Below are 15,449 nucleotides of genomic sequence, written 5' to 3'. Positions count from 1 at the left end.
TCCATAAAAAAAGCCCCTAAAACTAGGAGCTCATTTTGATCTAATCAGCACTGATTGGGCTGATTATTGTGTGCTACTTACAGACTGTTATTCAATGTTTTGGATCTGCTCACGCATCTGTTCGATAAGAACCTTAAGCTCTACGCCTGATGCTGTGATGTCCGTGCTGATAGACTTAGACGCTAGCGTGTTTGACTCACGGTTGAACTCTTGCATCATGAAGTCAAGCTTACGGCCACAAGCGCCGCCTTTCTTCAGTACTACATTCGCTTCTTTCACGTGAGAGTCTAGACGGTCTAGCTCTTCTGCTACGTCTGACTTCTGTGCGAGTAGGATAAGCTCTTGCTCAACGCGAGAACCTTCAAGTTCAATTTTTGCATCTTCAAACTTGGTAAGAAGACGCTCACGTTGCCATTCTAGGATCTCAGGCATGCGTGCACGAACTTTCACGACTTCTTCAGTGATCGCATCTAAGCGCTGTACAATTAGCGCCTTCATGTTTTCGCCTTCGCGAGCACGAGCATCAATGAACTCGGCGATTGCATCGTTGAATGCTTCAAGTAGATCTTTGTTGATGGCATCCATGTCTTGCTCTGGAGTTTCCATCACGCCTGGCCAGTTCATAATTTGGAATGGGTTCAAACGGCTGTCTTCGCCAGTCATCGTCATTACTTGGTTAGCAGCATTGATTACTTGCTGAGCCAAACCTTCATTAATGCTTAGTTCGCCCTTTGCTGCAGGGTTTGCTTCGAAGCGTAGGTTACATTCAACCTTACCGCGCGCTAGACGCTTACGGAAACGCTCGCGCAAGATTGGCTCTAAACCACGGAACTGTTCAGGCATACGGAAGTAAGTTTCTAGGTAGCGTTGGTTTACACTACGGATTTCCCATACTGCTGTACCCCAATCGCCTTTTACTTCTTTGCGTGCGTACGCGGTCATACTATAAATCATCGAATTTTCCTGTCTTTTATCATTCTGAAAATAACGCGCACGCATAGTATCACGATATGGTGTGCTCCCGAAGCTTGTCGCTTTTCACTATAAATAGCCTTTCATGATAAATAGCTTTGAACGGTAAATAGATTTGAAAGATAAACTGCTATATAATCTTGCCCCAATCAAAACTGTCTCACCCCTTTCTTAGGTGATGCACTCTTTCGATAGTAAATCACTTCAGACTGTTAATAAGGTAGATACCAATGCGTCCAAATGACCGCGCTGTAGATCAAATTCGTCCAATTAAAATTACTCGTAACTACACAGCTTATGCTGAAGGTTCTGTATTAGTTGAGTTCGGCAACACTAAAGTTCTATGTAATGCGACGGTAGAAGAAAACGTACCGCGTTGGTTAAAAGGCCAAGGAAAGGGTTGGGTAACGGCTGAATACGGTATGCTTCCACGTGCAACGCACACTCGTAACCGTCGTGAAGCGGCGAGCGGTAAGCAAGGTGGTCGTACGATGGAGATCCAACGTCTGATCGCTCGTAGCCTACGTGCTGTAGTTGACCTGAAAGTAATGGGTGAAATCATGATCACTGTTGATTGTGATGTTATCCAAGCAGACGGCGGTACTCGTACTGCTTCTATCTCAGGTGCAAGCGTTGCAATGGCGGATGCTATCAACAGCCTACTAGCAAGCGGTAAACTGAAAAAGAACCCAATGAAAGGCCACGTAGCGGCAGTTTCAGTGGGCATCGTTGGTGCACAAGCACTGTGTGACCTTGAGTACGTTGAAGATTCAGCAGCCGATACCGACATGAACGTTGTAATGACGGAAGACGGTAAGATGATTGAGATTCAAGGCACCGCAGAAGGCGAACCGTTCAGCCATGAAGAGCTGATGCAGCTTTTAGCCCTGGCGAATAAGGGTATTGCCGATATTGTTGAAGCGCAGAAGTCGGCGTTAGCAGAATAATTATTAGATAGCTCCTTTCATAAGGGGCTATTTTTTTGTCTGTAAAACTCGAAAGAGTAGTGCAGAGCGTAAGTTAAGTTTTATTGAATAAACGTAGAGGAAAAACATGAAAGCATATCAACGTGAATTTATTGAATTTGCACTAGAGAAAGAAGTACTTAAGTTTGGTGAGTTTACTTTAAAGTCTGGCCGTAAGAGCCCTTACTTCTTCAATGCTGGATTGTTTAATACAGGTCGTGACCTAGCGCGTTTAGGTCGCTTCTACGCAGCAGCATTGGCTGATTCTGGCATTGAGTTCGATGTGCTATTTGGTCCTGCATACAAGGGTATCCCAATTGCAACGACGACAGCAGTTGCACTGGCAGATCACCACGATGTAGATACGCCTTATTGCTTCAACCGTAAAGAAGCGAAAAACCACGGTGAAGGTGGCAACCTTGTCGGTAGCGCGCTTGAAGGTCGCATCATGCTAGTAGATGACGTGATCACTGCTGGAACAGCGATTCGTGAATCGATGGAAATCATCCAAGCAAACGGTGCCGATTTAGCGGGCGTGCTTGTTGCTATCGACCGTCAAGAGAAGGGCAAAGGCGAGTTGTCTGCGATTCAAGAAGTTGAGCGTGACTTCGGTTGTGCAATTATCTCAATCGTTAGTCTGACTGACCTTGTGACTTTCCTTGAAGAGAAAGGCACAGACGCAGCACACTTAGAGTCAGTAAAAGCGTACCGCGCTCAATACGGCATCTAATACAATTTGTTATAGCTATAGAATGCACAAGGGGCTGATGATTCATCAGCCCCTTTTCTTTTGGTTCAGAAATTATTTGTAGCGAATGCCGCGCTCAACTTCTGGATCTTCCATTGTTTTGAAGCGCTTGTGCAGCCACATCCACTGTTCTGGTGCTCTTAAGATAATCTTCTCAAGATAGCTGTTCATGTAGGCAGCGGCGGCTTTCTCATCTTTCTGTGGATAGTCATCTTCAATTGACTCATCGGCCATGATTTCATACTTGCCGTCGGCATTTCTAAAACCTGACCCCGGAACAAGTGCACATCGACTGGTGTAAGCCAGAATACTGGTGCCTGTGGTGGTGCATGCATCTTCTACCGCGAAGAAAGGCACAAACACAGACTTGTTACGACCGTAATCATGATCCGGTAGGTAGAAAAGGATCTCACCCTGACGCAGGATTCGGATCATGCGCTTCACGTCTTTACGGTGAATCAGGCGATTGCCGTTCTGAGTACGACCACGATATTGAATGAATTCATAAGCCGGATTGTTGTGCGGGCGATAAACGCCTAAACCTGAAATACCGAGAACAGCCATTGCTCGAGCGGTGATCTCTAGATTTAAGGCATGCACACAACACAGAAGAACACCTTTACCGTTGGCTTTATGTGTACGCAGGGTTTGGGTGTCTTTATCTACTAGGATTCGCTTGAAACGCCACGTTGGCCAAAACCAGGTAATGCCAGTTTCGATCAGTGCCATACCGGTATTCTTAAAGTTCTCGCTGACCATTGCCGCGACTTCATCTGCGGGCTTGTCTGGGAAGGCGAGCTCCAAGTTACGTGTTGCTACCGCTACGCGCTTTTTACCATAGCGAGCCCCAAGGGAACCCAATGAACGACCTAGCATTAATAATATACGGTAAGGGAGGACATTAACGATAAGCGCCAATAGTCCAAAGCCGAACCACACTCCCCAGTATTTAGGGTGGAGTAATGCCAGAGTAAAAGGTGGCTTAGTAATAACGTGTTGTGCAGTGCTGCTTGTCGGAGAAGTTTTCGTCGTCATAACCATCACTTAAGATTTGATTGCTACTTAATTTGATTGCTACTTAATCTGAGCGCTTAGCAGAGCCCAATAAGCATCAAAGTTTTCTGTCGGTTGATATTTGAAGTCTGAGCGAACAAATCGATTCAAGCTGCCTTCAACTTGACCGAGCAGCTGAGCGGCTAAGATTTTCTCATCAACCGGGAATGATTTCCCTTCACGAAGCTTTCTTTCACGCAGGATCTGGCGAAGTTGCGTCTCAATGCGTTCGAAAAGTTGATTAATGCGATCACGCAGGCGTTCATTTTCAAACATTAGAGCATGACCAGACAAAATTCGAGTCAGGCCTGGGTTACGTTCTGAGAAAACTAAGATGAGTTGTAGCACCAGACGTATGCGCTCTAGCGTGTCTTTCTCTTCATCCAGAATGCGGTTGATTCGAGACATCAACGCTTCTTCAATGAACTCGATCAGGCCTTCAAACATGCGGGCTTTGCTTGGGAAGTGGCGGTATAACGCAGCTTCAGAAACACCCACTTGCTTGGCCAACTTTACCGTTGTGATACGAGAAGCACCTTCGGTCGATTCCAACATTTGTGCGAGAGCTTGTAGGATTTCTTCACGACGGTTTGATTTTCGAGCACCAGCCATCTATTTACTTCCTTTCCTAAAGATGAGGATTGAGTGAAGAAGGATTATAAACACCATTCAATTCTGTTTCCTAGTTTTGTGAACCCTAGGTCAACAGAATCGAGAGGTGTCAGCAGATTGTCAGAGCAAATTTGTGCGTTTATGCATCAATAAGCTGTTGGATCTGAGCGAGGATCTGGAAACCAAGTGTGTCTTTGCTTTCCAGTGGCAGAGACTTATCGCCGCCTTTCCAATAAAGATGCAGCTCATTGCTACTGCTATTGAAGCCTTGACCTTCAACTGAGACATTGTTGGCGCAGATCATGTCGAGGTTCTTTCTTTCTAACTTACCGCGCGCGTACTTCTCAACGTCTTGAGTTTCAGCTGCGAAGCCGACAGTAAATGGGCGACCTTCAGTCATTGCAGCGACAGAAGCGACGATGTCTGGGTTCTTAACCATTTGAATCGTCATGTCATCTTTTCCATCGACCTTTTTAAGCTTTTGGTCTGCGATGGTCTCTGGGCGATAATCGGCAACCGCGGCGCAGCTGATGAAAATATCGTGTTGAGCGGCATTGGCACTCACAGCGTCAAACATCTGCTGAGCGCTGTCGACATCGATACGATTAACCTTATTTGGTGTCGCGAGTGATACAGGGCCGCTGATTAGAGTTACTGATGCGCCTTGTTTCGCTGCCGCTTCAGCCAGAGCATAGCCCATCTTGCCCGAGCTGTGGTTGGTAATGTAACGCACAGGGTCAATGGCTTCACGAGTTGGACCCGCCGTGATTAACACAGAGCGGCCAGCAAGCGGCTTAGGTTGGAAGAAGTCTTCACAGCGGTGCACGAGCTGCATAGGCTCTAGCATGCGACCCATTCCCACATCACCACACGCTTGTTCGCCTGCAGCTGGGCCCCAGATTTCACAACCACGACGTTTTAGAGTCGCGATGTTCTCTTGAGTGGCAGGGTGGCTATACATCTGTTGGTTCATTGCCGGAGATACCGCAACTGGCGCATCGGTTGCTAAAACCAAGGTGGTCAGTAGGTCGTTACCCATGCCCGCTGTCATGCGAGCAATCAGATCAGCAGTTGCAGGTGCTAAGAGTACGAGGTCAGCCCACTTTGCGAGCTCAATGTGCCCCATGGAAGCCTCAGCAGCAGGATCAAGCAAACTATCAGACACTGGCCTTCCAGAGACGGCTTGCATGGTGAGAGGAGTGATGAACTCCTTAGCTGCATTTGTCATCACGACTTGTACTTGTGCTCCACGTTCAATTAAGCGTCGAGTCAGTTCGGCACATTTATACGCAGCGATACCACCACTAATGCCAAGTAGGATTTTTTTCCCAGCTAGGCCTTGTAGGTCAGCGTTATCCAGTTGATTAACCAATGTTTGCATGATTCTGTTCCTTAATTTCTCTGCGACTTACGATATCAGAACAAAGGATGAGTGCCTAGAAGCAGAGTTGGAACAGATTTGACGCTCATCAAGTTGGTGTTATCAAACTTATCAATTACACGGTTTTGCTAGTGACTCGTTTCCTTTTATCTCTATCGAAGGATATCTGATGACGATCTCATTAAGGTGGTGGGTCGTGTTCAAGACTAGTGATTAGCTTTTATATGCCAATAGATAAAATACCTGCCGAATCGATGCCGAGAGAAAAGCTATTAAACAGAGGGCCTGACTCTTTGAGTGATGCGGAACTGCTCGCGATATTCCTGCGAACAGGGACACAAGGAATGAACGTGTTGGAGCTCGCTGACAAGTTGATCAAAGACTTTGGCTCGCTCCGTCATCTTTTTTCAGCAACACAGGAAGAGTTTTGTGCTCATAAAGGGATGGGGCAGGCCAAGTATGTTCAATTGCAGGCCGTGTTAGAGATGACACAGCGCTATCTAGCAGAGACTTTATCTCGCGGAGATGCACTCACTAGCCCAAGTCATACTAAGCTTTATCTTTCGAGCATGTTGCGCGATCGCCAGCGAGAAGCCTTCTATATATTGTTCCTAGATAACCAAAATAGAGTAATAAAGGACGAGGTCATGTTTGAAGGAACCATCGATGCCGCATCGGTTTACCCGCGGGAAGTGGTTAAACGGGCACTGCATCACAATGCGGCGGCATTAATCTTGGCTCATAACCACCCTTCAGGTGTTGCTGAGCCCAGCCAAGCGGATAGGCGGATTACACGTCGATTAACCGATGCATTAGCGCTGGTGGACATCCGAGTTCTCGACCATTTTGTCGTTGGAGATGGCGAAGTTGTCTCTTTTGCAGAGCGTGGATGGATTTGAATCACATTTTAGGTTGTTAGTTGCGTTAAATCTGCTATTATTCCGCCCACATTTTTAGACCTAAAATCAGCTCTGATTACTCAAGCAAGCTGCGCTGCACAAAAAAAGATCACGAAATCCGTAAAAAGGATCTGTTCGGGTCTTGAGCAATGCGTGTCAAGTTAGTATAATGCGCGACCTTTGATAGCCTTGTATGGATTTTCCATAACGGTTTTTACCTTCTATTTTAATTGATAGAGAGGTTCGGCCACCAAGGTTGATATCGAGCTGAAACGATTGGAGAAGACATTCATGTCCCGAGTATGCCAAGTAACTGGTAAGCGTCCAGTAACGGGTAACAACCGTTCACACGCACGCAATGCTACTAAGCGCCGTTTTCTGCCGAACCTACAAACTCATCGTTTCTGGGTAGAGAGCGAAAAACGTTTTGTTAAACTACGTCTAACTGCTAAAGGCATGCGTATCATTGATAAGAAAGGCATCGATGCTGTTCTTGTTGATATCCGTGCACGTGGCGAAAACGTTTAAGAGGAATTAAGCAATGGCTAAAGGCATTCGTGAGAAAATTCGTCTAGTATCTTCTGCAGGTACTGGTCACTTCTACACAACTGATAAGAACAAGCGTAACATGCCAGGCAAATTTGAGATCAAAAAGTTTGATCCAGTAGTTCGCCAACACGTTATGTACAAAGAAGCTAAAATCAAGTAATTGATGCTTTTTTTGCTCTTCTTCAGTAGAAGAAAGAATTGAAAAACCCAGTTTAATCGCTGGGTTTTTTTATACCTAAAATTTGAGTAACTCAATTGCTCTTGTTTGATGTAGCGCTTGATATAGCGTCTGATAGATAGAAAACTGCGCAACATAGAAAGTATTGCCACTTTCACGATATACTGAATGTTCAATAGGTTAGATGAGCAGAATCAGATGAGATATCGCGGGCGTAGGTGGAACAACATACTCATGTTCAGTGTGATCGCTTTTATTGGCGTGTTAAACCTTCCAACATTGATCAAAGCGTACCTTATCGAGCCTGAACAGCAGGTTGATAGCCCTTATCCTTATCTCCTGAACCCAACAGCAGAGCTTAAAGCGTTGCACTTTGCTAAGTGGTCTGTCATTCAACAAAACAACCAATGGGTTTACCAGTTCAAAGGTACAGGCTTTCCTCAAGCCACCAATGCACAAGAGCTGTCACAACGTTGGAGAGAGCTTGTGGGCACGGAAGTCGACTCACAGACTTACACAGACCTTACGCCTCGGTTAAATACACCGCACACCATCGAAGTATGGTATCAAGACCAAGAAGAGCCCCAGCGTATTACCTATTATCAATTGCCTGAGTTCTGGTTGTTAAAAAACTGGAATGATCAGTGGTTGGCGGTGTCTATTGAAGAGAGCTACCTGTTTCCAAGTTTTAACGCTAACTACTCCTCTAAATCGGACGACTAACTATGCCTGAATTACCCGAAGTCGAAGTAAGCCGTATGGGGATATCGCCTCATTTAGTCGGTGAGACCATTAAAACGCTTACCTTTCGCACTCCGAAGCTGCGTTGGGATATCCCACAAGAGCTAAAAGCATTAGAAGGGCAGGTAATTCGCTCTATCTCGCGTCGTGCTAAATACCTATTGATTGAAACGGATACTGGCACTGCCATTGTTCACCTTGGTATGTCTGGCTCACTGCGCGTATTAGATGCTGATTTCCCTGCAGCAAAGCATGATCACGTGGATCTCAAGCTCACTAATGGCAAAGTATTGCGCTACAACGACCCTCGCCGCTTTGGTGCTTGGCTATGGTCAGCGCCTGATGAAACTCATCCCGTATTACTGGGATCTGGCCCTGAGCCGCTAACTGACGATTTCAACGCCGACTACATAGCTGAGAAGGCAGAAAAACGTAAAGTCGCCGTTAAGCAATTCATCATGGATAACAAAGTGGTGGTGGGAGTGGGAAATATCTACGCCAATGAAGCGCTATTTGCTTCACGTATTAGCCCTTTGCGCCCTGCATGCAAAGTGACAAAAGAAGAGTGGGTCTTGTTAACTCAAGAGATCAAACAAGTGCTTGCTACCGCCATCAAACAAGGTGGCACCACGCTAAAAGATTTCGCACAAGCAGATGGCAAGCCGGGGTATTTCGCTCAAGAGCTACAAGTTTATGGCAAAGCCCGCGAAAAGTGCCCTATTTGTGAAGCTCTGATTCAAGAGTTAAAAATAGGGCAGAGGAATACGTTTTTCTGTGAAGAGTGCCAAGTATAAAAAAACTGAACTTATGTTCACTTTTTTACGCTAGTAGATAAGCAGGCTAGTAGCTACAATTACACTAATGATATGAATTGAGAATAGTAGAATGAAATATTTAGTAACTGGCGTTGCCGGGTTTATTGGCTCTGCAGTTTCAGAGCGACTATGTGCGGCTGGACATAAGGTTGTCGGCATTGATAACTTGAATGACTACTATGAAGTCTCTTTGAAACATGATCGTCTAAAGCGCATTGAGCATGAAAACCTAACCTTTATCGAGTTGGATCTTGCTGATAGAGAAGGCATGGCAACGTTGTTTGCTGAGCAAAAGTTTGACCGCGTCATTCATTTAGCGGCGCAAGCTGGCGTTCGTTACTCAATTGATAACCCGATGGCGTATGCCGATAGCAATCTGGTTGGTCATCTAGCTATTCTTGAAGGCTGTCGCCACAACAAGGTTGAACACCTAGTTTACGCCTCATCAAGCTCTGTGTATGGCTTGAACCAGAAAATGCCATTCCACACAGCAGACAGTGTTGATCACCCAATCTCATTGTACGCAGCGACGAAGAAGTCTAATGAGCTAATGGCACACACTTATTCTCATTTATACGATGTACCGACGACAGGCCTTCGTTTCTTTACCGTCTACGGCCCTTGGAGCCGCCCTGATATGGCGATGTTCAAGTTTGCGAACTTAATTGTAGCGGGCAAAGAGATCGACATTTACAACAATGGCGACATGATGCGCGACTTCACTTATATCGATGATATTGTTGAAGGCATTATTCGTGTTCAAGACCGAGTTCCAGCTAAACAGCCAGATTGGACTGTAGAGCAAGGCTCACCAGCAACCAGCTCAGCACCATACCGTGTATTCAACATCGGTCATGGTAGCCCAGTTAAATTGATGGATTACATCGAAGCATTGGAAACTGCGTTAGGTATCGAAGCGAAGAAGAACTTCATGCCAATGCAACCCGGTGACGTGTACGCGACTTACGCTGATACTGAGGATTTGTTTGAAGCAGTTGGCTACAAACCACAAGTTAAAATTCAAGAAGGCGCGAAAGCATTCGCGGATTGGTATAAAGCTTACTACTCACTGTAAAACCCAAATTTCAGTCATAAAAAATAGCGCTCAATGAGCGCTATTTTTGTTTTTGAACACAGGATTATTTCACTGTTTTCAGTTTGATTTCAGCCGCAACTTTTTGTGGTACAAACTGACTAATGTCCCCACCATGAATAGCCACTTCTCGAACTATTGTCGAAGAAAGAAATGCATACTCTTCTGATGGGGTTAGAAACACACTTTCAAGGCCGGGCAGTAGCTTCCTGTGCATGCTGGTGAGACCAAACTCGTTCGCGGCACGGACGATCATATCGAGGTGACTATTGGTTACCGGAGCGAAAGTTTCAGGGTAGATAACGTGTTGTTATATTATAGCTGTCCTGACTTTTCGAAGTACTTCTTTGCTACCAGTAAAGAAATTAAACGTTCACGCTTTTGGTCTCGGAACTGATCGACCCACGTATGTGCATTTTCGATAATGCTTTCAGCTTCTTCTGGATGTGCGATGTAGTACTCCATCTTCTCAATTAAGTCAGAGTAATCATCCGTAACTTCCACGTAGTGAACGCCGGCTTTGAGGCGGCCTTCCATAAACCATGTCTCATACTTGGGTTTGGACATAATGACCAGTGAGTTTGAAGACATTGCCCATTTTAGGTTGGTTGCAACATCATTACCTTCGATGGCTAGTAAAAATTTGTACTGTAATTGTTCCTCTATGGACATTACCCCCTTTTCCCAAGGTTCTCCTTTAACGGGTTGAGTTTGACCAATGTTACATGAGGGGTGAGCATAGTATTGCTCAAGAACTTTTTTTCGGTGAGGCTGGTAACCAACACCTCTCCAGGCTGCCATGTCTTTCTTACTTCGAAATGACTGAGAATCAGAAATAAATTGGAAATGACGAATTTCATTCAATTTGAGCAAAACAGAGTGTTGATTATCTTTATTGATTGGCCGACTTTTTAGAAAACTTGGTTGTTCAGGGATTCGGCGAACATCACCATTCAAAAATTGGAAAAAATAGTGTGACGGAAAAGATTTTACTACCTTGTGAAGGTCGAAATAGTAGGTCGTTCCACCCGTTTTCTTAAAGTCTTTAACATGAGCTGAGCCTTTTTCTGGGAGATTAAATGGTGAGTTAACCTTGTTGTAGTAATCGACTCTATCTTGGATATAAGAGTCTATGGGCATTGCCTGAATAAGGTTATTGGCCAATGTTTTACGGATTGTATTTGGCAGTAAGACCAGAAGGCTATTGGATAAGTAGTATTTGAACTTTATAAAACTCATTGTGCTACCTTTGTTTTGATAGCTGCGTGAACGTATTTAGGTACAAATTGCTCCACGTCCCCACCATGAATCGCCACTTCACGAACGATGGTTGAAGAGAGAAAAGCATACTCCTCTGCTGGTGTCAAAAACACGCTCTCTACACCAGGTAGTAGTTTTCGATACATACTTGTTAGACCGAACTCATACTCAAAGTCTACCGTTGTTCTAAGGCCGCGCACCAATATATTAGCTTGCTGTTCTCGTGCAAAATCGACTAACAACCCACTAAAACCAGCCGTTGATACATTGCTTAAATGTGCGGTTGATTCTTCAACGAGTTTTACGCGTTCTTCCAGGCTAAAAAGTGTTTTTTTAGAAGGGCTTGCAGCGACACCAATAATGATTTGGTCAAACATGTCTGCAGCGCGCGTGATGATATCTAGGTGGCCGTTAGTGATTGGATCGAACGTGCCAGGATATATAACTTTTTTCATCGTAAAGCTTTCTCATAAACGTCTGCGTATTGATTCGCAGTATAGTTGATATCAAATAACTTCAATTTCTCTTGCCCCTGTGCGATGAAATCTTGTTTAAGTCTTTCGTCTTGGGCTACCTTCATTACTGCATCCGCCAACTCTTGAGCATTACCGGGTTCAACAAGCAAGCCATTGGAGTTGTGGTCGATAATATCAGGGATACCACCGGCATTAGTACCTATAACAGGTAAACCAGAGCCCATACCTTCCAAGATGACAGAGCCAAGCCCCTCTGTGTAGGAAGGGTGTACTTGCAAGTCAGCCGCGGCAAACCAGTCGCCCATGTTGCTTTGTTTGCCCTCGAAGCTGATGTTATTAAGGTCTTTTGCTTGTGACTCAAGAGCTTGTCTCTCTGAGCCATCGCCTAGTAAACAAAAATGGATGAACGGTGCAGAATCTTCTAGAACCCGTGCCGCATCGACGGTGACATTGAAGCCTTTATGCTTCAGCATGTTCGCTCCATGTATCACTATAAACTTGTCTGCGAAGCGGTCTCTAATCGTTTGTACGGCTTGTGGGTTAACAGGGTATGTAACTGGTGAACTTGGGATTTTGTACGTTACTGAAGTTGGGTAAGCATCTTTCACTCTCTGAACTATCTCAGTACTTAGACCTATCACCGCGGATGCTTTTGAATAGGCTAAGTTTGCCAACCATTTCTTCTTTAGTGCGTTATCGATTCTACGGGTAATAATATATGGTTTTCCGTAGAGCATATGTTGGATTAGAGCCCAATAGATAGCTCGCCCTTCATGTACATGGATTAGAGCACAATCATTGGTAATCGACTTTGAGTGTGCTTTGGTAAAGTGGTTCGCTAATACCACTTTAACGCCTAACGCTTTTACCGCATCGGCGAAAGGGCTCTTAGGGTTTGCAACAACTGTCAGTTGATAGCCGAGCTTTACTTGCTGCTTAATGAGCTGTAGCGTCTGATTCTCGCCACCATGGTATCCAGAAGCTAAGTTAACGTGGCAAATGTTCATGTTATTGCTCTTTATTATGTTTTTTGACGTAATCACGCAGCCACAGGTCGGCATAGCGAGTAAAAGTTGTATTTGCGCTCAGTACCGCAAGTAAAAAGCCATGTCGGCCATCTAAGAAACCACGCTTAATAATGTACATTTTGAAAAAACGGAAAAAACCGTGCGTAAATGCACTAAAAAGTGAGGCCGACTTTTTACCTTCACGTTGGTCTGCCCAAGATTGCATGTACAGTTGGGTTTTACGCGTGTACTCGCCCAACCTTTCGTAAGTAAAATGCTTCAAACGGCCATCCAATGAAATCACTTTAAAGCCATCGGGCACAACAATACTTTCATGAACTAGTGAGTCGTTATATTTAGTCTCTGATGTTTTGTATAGGCGAACTACCCAGTCAGGTGACCACCCTGAGTAACGAATCTCTTTGGCAAAGGCTGTCGTCAGTCGGTTTACACGATAAATGTTTTTATCATTGTGTTGGCTGATTGCGTTGAGTATGCCTTGGCGTAATTCATCGGTAACACGTTCATCGGCATCAAGCCAAAGTACAAAATCTGATTCCACATAGCTTTGAGCAAGTTGACGTTGCTTGCCAAATCCAGGCCATTCTAAATTGATATAAAATTTATCGGTATACTGCCTAGCGATCTCTTCAGTGCTATCAGTACTACCTGAATCTAGAAGAACAATCTCATCGGCCCAATCTTTTACAGTGTCCAGACAAGCTTTAAGGTGCTTCTCTTCATTTTTTACGATCAAGGCAACGGCTAAGGTGGGTTTAGACAAGGTAGTTTCCTTCTTAAACAATCTTCTACAGGTAAATTTTACTGATATTGTGGATACAAATCTTCTATGACTTGATCAAACATAGCGACGACTCGTTCGCTTGTGATACGGCTCATTGCTGTTTCATCCTTTGCTCGAGTTCGCCAACTTAATTCTTGGCTAGTCTTTCCTGTTTCTGCAAAAATTAGTTCTTCATATACAGATACGGCATATTTCAAGTAATTATAAGGTCCTACACGAAGAGGATTGTGGTGGGCATATAAGCCAATAATTGGCGTGTTCATCGCGCTTGCCATGTGGGCTGGGCCAGTATCTGGCGCGATAACCATCTCTACCTTATCAATCAAAGCGAGCATTTGTAGGATTGAGCTTTCTCCAACCAAGTTCAAACAGGGTGCATTAAGTAAAGCTTGAATCTCATTTGCTAGGTCTACTTCGACCTTTGCAGGGCTGCCACCTAGTATGACATTCCAACCCTTACCTCGCACATGTTTAATGACATCAACATAGCCCTTAGCGTTCCAGTTCTTGTAGGCTTTGCTTGCACCAGGAACCAATAATAAGTTGGGTTTCCCAGATTCTAGTTGTGTCTTCGCCCAGATGCTGTCCTCATCAGAATAAGATAAAGACCAAGAGAGCTCAGATTGAGAGGTACCAATCTGATGAGCAAATGCCATTAAACCATCGGCGACATGAAGGGACGTTGGGGATGGTACTTTGACGTTGGTGAACAATGTTTGAAAATCTTGACTGCGATCAGAAGAGAATCCAAGCTTGTATTTTGCTTTGATGCCTAAAGTAGCTAAGCTAGCGCGAATTGCATATTGCATATGAAGTAGTGCATCAAACTCACGCCCTTTCAGCTGATTCCATAATGACTTATAGCCATCGAGCCCCGCTTTTTTATTAAAAATAATCACTTCAATACCATTTACTGCTTGGAGAAGTTGAGCTTCAAGTTTGCCAGTAATCCAGGTTATTTGAGTGTCAGGCCACTGTTTTTGGATAGCTTGTACTGTAGCTATGGTGTTGCAGACATCTCCAATAGCTGACAACCTAAGAACACATAGTGACTTTGGGGCAGATTCGAACAGGGACATAAGGTGAGCTCTATCAAAGTGATTAATAAGAATTATGCAGTTGGGCTAGGGGAATGTAAAATAAAACTAAGCAATTAGTTAGGTACGCCCAATGCAAACACTTCGATTTGATAGTCAAGTCATCTGGTTCGATGAATCTTTAATCTCAGCACAACAAGTCAAGTGTGCTTTTGAGGCTGAGTACTGGTTACAGCAGAATAAAATAATTGGTAGCGCGATAGGGCGAGGAACCACTTGGTTCGTTGAGCTTGATACTATGCATGGAGCATTGCGGCACTATCATCGAGGTGGCTTGTTTGGGAAGTTTGTAAAAGACCATTATTGGTTTTCTGGCTGGGAACAAACTCGTAGCGCTCAAGAGCTTAATCTACTTCAGACATTAATAGACGCTGGGGTTAATGTTCCTCGACCAATTGCGGCAAGGTCAGTAAAAACAGGTTTAACTTATCAAGCTGATCTATTGAGCGAGAGAATTCCAAATGCTAGAGACTTGGTTAGTATTCTACAAGAAAATCCATTGCCAAAAATGATGTACCAAAAGATCGGGCAAGAAATAGCCAAAATGCACAAAGTTCATGTGAACCATACCGACTTGAATATTCACAATATCTTAATTGATGATCAAGAGAACATTTGGATTATCGACTTTGATAAGTGCTTCTTATCTCCAGAAACTAAGTTTTCTAACAAAAACTTAGAGCGGCTCTTACGTTCCTTTAAGAAAGAGAAAGGTAAACGTGCAATTATGTGGAGCTCTACGGATTTTGACTTTTTGTTAGAAGGATACTTTGAGAATAGTAATAAATAGATGTAGCT

Annotated in this window: 19 protein-coding genes; 9 read left to right on the top strand and 10 right to left on the bottom strand. The window is 44.4% G+C overall.

The annotated features are described in order from the left end of the window. Positions 1-87: 87 nt before the first annotated feature. Positions 88-954 carry a YicC/YloC family endoribonuclease gene (locus ATB74_RS18450; protein WP_009847984.1) on the bottom strand — a complete coding sequence of 289 codons (867 nt, stop codon included), beginning with the start codon at positions 952-954 and terminating at the stop codon, positions 88-90. Positions 955-1,202: 248 nt separating this feature from the next. Between ATB74_RS18450 and rph the strand changes: the two genes are divergently transcribed. Both rph and pyrE read left to right on the top strand, forming a co-directional pair. Then, positions 1,203-1,919 carry a ribonuclease PH gene (rph, locus tag ATB74_RS18445; protein ID WP_019826449.1) on the top strand — a complete coding sequence of 239 codons (717 nt, stop codon included), beginning with the start codon at positions 1,203-1,205 and terminating at the stop codon, positions 1,917-1,919. A 106-nt stretch (positions 1,920-2,025) separates the two neighbouring features. Further along, positions 2,026-2,667 (top strand): orotate phosphoribosyltransferase, encoded by a 642-nt coding sequence (gene pyrE, locus ATB74_RS18440; protein ID WP_017059267.1) that lies wholly within the window; start codon positions 2,026-2,028, stop codon positions 2,665-2,667. Positions 2,668-2,739: 72 nt separating this feature from the next. On the opposite strand, the gene ATB74_RS18435 is transcribed toward pyrE, so the two are convergent. The 3 genes from ATB74_RS18435 to coaBC form a co-directional block, all read right to left on the bottom strand. Continuing rightward, positions 2,740-3,720 carry a Kdo(2)-lipid IV(A) acyltransferase gene (locus tag ATB74_RS18435; protein WP_061019405.1) on the bottom strand — a complete coding sequence of 327 codons (981 nt, stop codon included), beginning with the start codon at positions 3,718-3,720 and terminating at the stop codon, positions 2,740-2,742. A 39-nt stretch (positions 3,721-3,759) separates the two neighbouring features. After that, complete coding sequence (slmA, locus tag ATB74_RS18430; protein ID WP_017063086.1) at positions 3,760-4,350, bottom strand: nucleoid occlusion factor SlmA; 591 nt, start codon at positions 4,348-4,350, stop codon at positions 3,760-3,762. 139 nt (positions 4,351-4,489) lie between these two features. Further along, a complete protein-coding gene (gene coaBC, locus ATB74_RS18425; RefSeq protein ID WP_061019404.1) occupies positions 4,490-5,731 on the bottom strand; it encodes a bifunctional phosphopantothenoylcysteine decarboxylase/phosphopantothenate--cysteine ligase CoaBC in 1,242 nt (413 codons plus the stop codon). A 224-nt stretch (positions 5,732-5,955) separates the two neighbouring features. On the opposite strand from coaBC, the gene radC reads away from it, so the two are divergent. From radC to ATB74_RS18395, 6 genes are all read left to right on the top strand, one after another. Further along, positions 5,956-6,630 carry a RadC family protein gene (gene radC / locus ATB74_RS18420; RefSeq protein ID WP_017071069.1) on the top strand — a complete coding sequence of 225 codons (675 nt, stop codon included), beginning with the start codon at positions 5,956-5,958 and terminating at the stop codon, positions 6,628-6,630. Between the two features lie 291 nt (positions 6,631-6,921). Next, positions 6,922-7,158 (top strand): 50S ribosomal protein L28, encoded by a 237-nt coding sequence (gene rpmB, locus ATB74_RS18415; protein ID WP_004728407.1) that lies wholly within the window; start codon positions 6,922-6,924, stop codon positions 7,156-7,158. 13 nt (positions 7,159-7,171) lie between these two features. Next, on the top strand, positions 7,172-7,339 hold the full coding sequence (gene rpmG / locus ATB74_RS18410) for a 50S ribosomal protein L33 (protein ID WP_002535344.1): 168 nt from the start codon (positions 7,172-7,174) through the stop codon (positions 7,337-7,339). Positions 7,340-7,555: 216 nt separating this feature from the next. Then, a complete protein-coding gene (locus tag ATB74_RS18405; RefSeq protein WP_061019440.1) occupies positions 7,556-8,080 on the top strand; it encodes a hypothetical protein in 525 nt (174 codons plus the stop codon). A gap of 2 nt (positions 8,081-8,082) precedes the next feature. Beyond that, complete coding sequence (gene mutM / locus ATB74_RS18400) at positions 8,083-8,892, top strand: bifunctional DNA-formamidopyrimidine glycosylase/DNA-(apurinic or apyrimidinic site) lyase (RefSeq protein WP_061019403.1); 810 nt, start codon at positions 8,083-8,085, stop codon at positions 8,890-8,892. A gap of 91 nt (positions 8,893-8,983) precedes the next feature. Further along, positions 8,984-9,988, top strand: coding sequence for an NAD-dependent epimerase (locus ATB74_RS18395; RefSeq protein ID WP_061019402.1), 1,005 nt, complete (start codon positions 8,984-8,986; stop codon positions 9,986-9,988). A 64-nt stretch (positions 9,989-10,052) separates the two neighbouring features. Here the strand turns inward: ATB74_RS18395 and ATB74_RS18390 are convergent, their stop codons facing one another. Genes ATB74_RS18390 through ATB74_RS18365 form a run of 6 tightly spaced genes read right to left on the bottom strand, consistent with a single transcriptional unit; the run spans position 10,053 to position 14,627 of the window. Further along, positions 10,053-10,262, bottom strand: coding sequence for a hypothetical protein (locus tag ATB74_RS18390; RefSeq protein ID WP_061019401.1), 210 nt, complete (start codon positions 10,260-10,262; stop codon positions 10,053-10,055). A 59-nt stretch (positions 10,263-10,321) separates the two neighbouring features. Next, positions 10,322-11,245 (bottom strand): glycosyl transferase family 90, encoded by a 924-nt coding sequence (locus tag ATB74_RS18385; RefSeq protein ID WP_061019400.1) that lies wholly within the window; start codon positions 11,243-11,245, stop codon positions 10,322-10,324. Next, complete coding sequence (coaD, locus tag ATB74_RS18380; protein WP_061019399.1) at positions 11,242-11,721, bottom strand: pantetheine-phosphate adenylyltransferase; 480 nt, start codon at positions 11,719-11,721, stop codon at positions 11,242-11,244. Before coaD ends, ATB74_RS18385 begins: the two co-directional genes overlap by 4 nt. Beyond that, positions 11,718-12,749 (bottom strand): glycosyltransferase family 4 protein, encoded by a 1,032-nt coding sequence (locus ATB74_RS18375; RefSeq protein WP_061019398.1) that lies wholly within the window; start codon positions 12,747-12,749, stop codon positions 11,718-11,720. Before ATB74_RS18375 ends, coaD begins: the two co-directional genes overlap by 4 nt. A 1-nt stretch (position 12,750) precedes the next feature. Continuing rightward, positions 12,751-13,533, bottom strand: a complete 783-nt coding sequence (locus ATB74_RS18370) for a glycosyltransferase family 2 protein (protein ID WP_061019397.1) — start codon at positions 13,531-13,533, stop codon at positions 12,751-12,753. Between the two features lie 38 nt (positions 13,534-13,571). After that, entirely contained in the window at positions 13,572-14,627 is a 1,056-nt protein-coding gene (locus tag ATB74_RS18365; protein WP_061019439.1) for a glycosyltransferase family 9 protein, read from the bottom strand. Between the two features lie 97 nt (positions 14,628-14,724). On the opposite strand from ATB74_RS18365, the gene ATB74_RS18360 reads away from it, so the two are divergent. Next, positions 14,725-15,441 carry a 3-deoxy-D-manno-octulosonic acid kinase gene (locus ATB74_RS18360; RefSeq protein ID WP_061019396.1) on the top strand — a complete coding sequence of 239 codons (717 nt, stop codon included), beginning with the start codon at positions 14,725-14,727 and terminating at the stop codon, positions 15,439-15,441. The last annotated feature ends 8 nt before the right edge of the window (positions 15,442-15,449 follow it).

Source organism: Vibrio splendidus, assembly GCF_001557875.1.
GTDB lineage: Bacteria > Pseudomonadota > Gammaproteobacteria > Enterobacterales > Vibrionaceae > Vibrio > Vibrio splendidus_F.
Note: the sequence above shows the minus strand (reverse complement) of the source record. Positions and strands in the feature narration are given on the sequence as shown.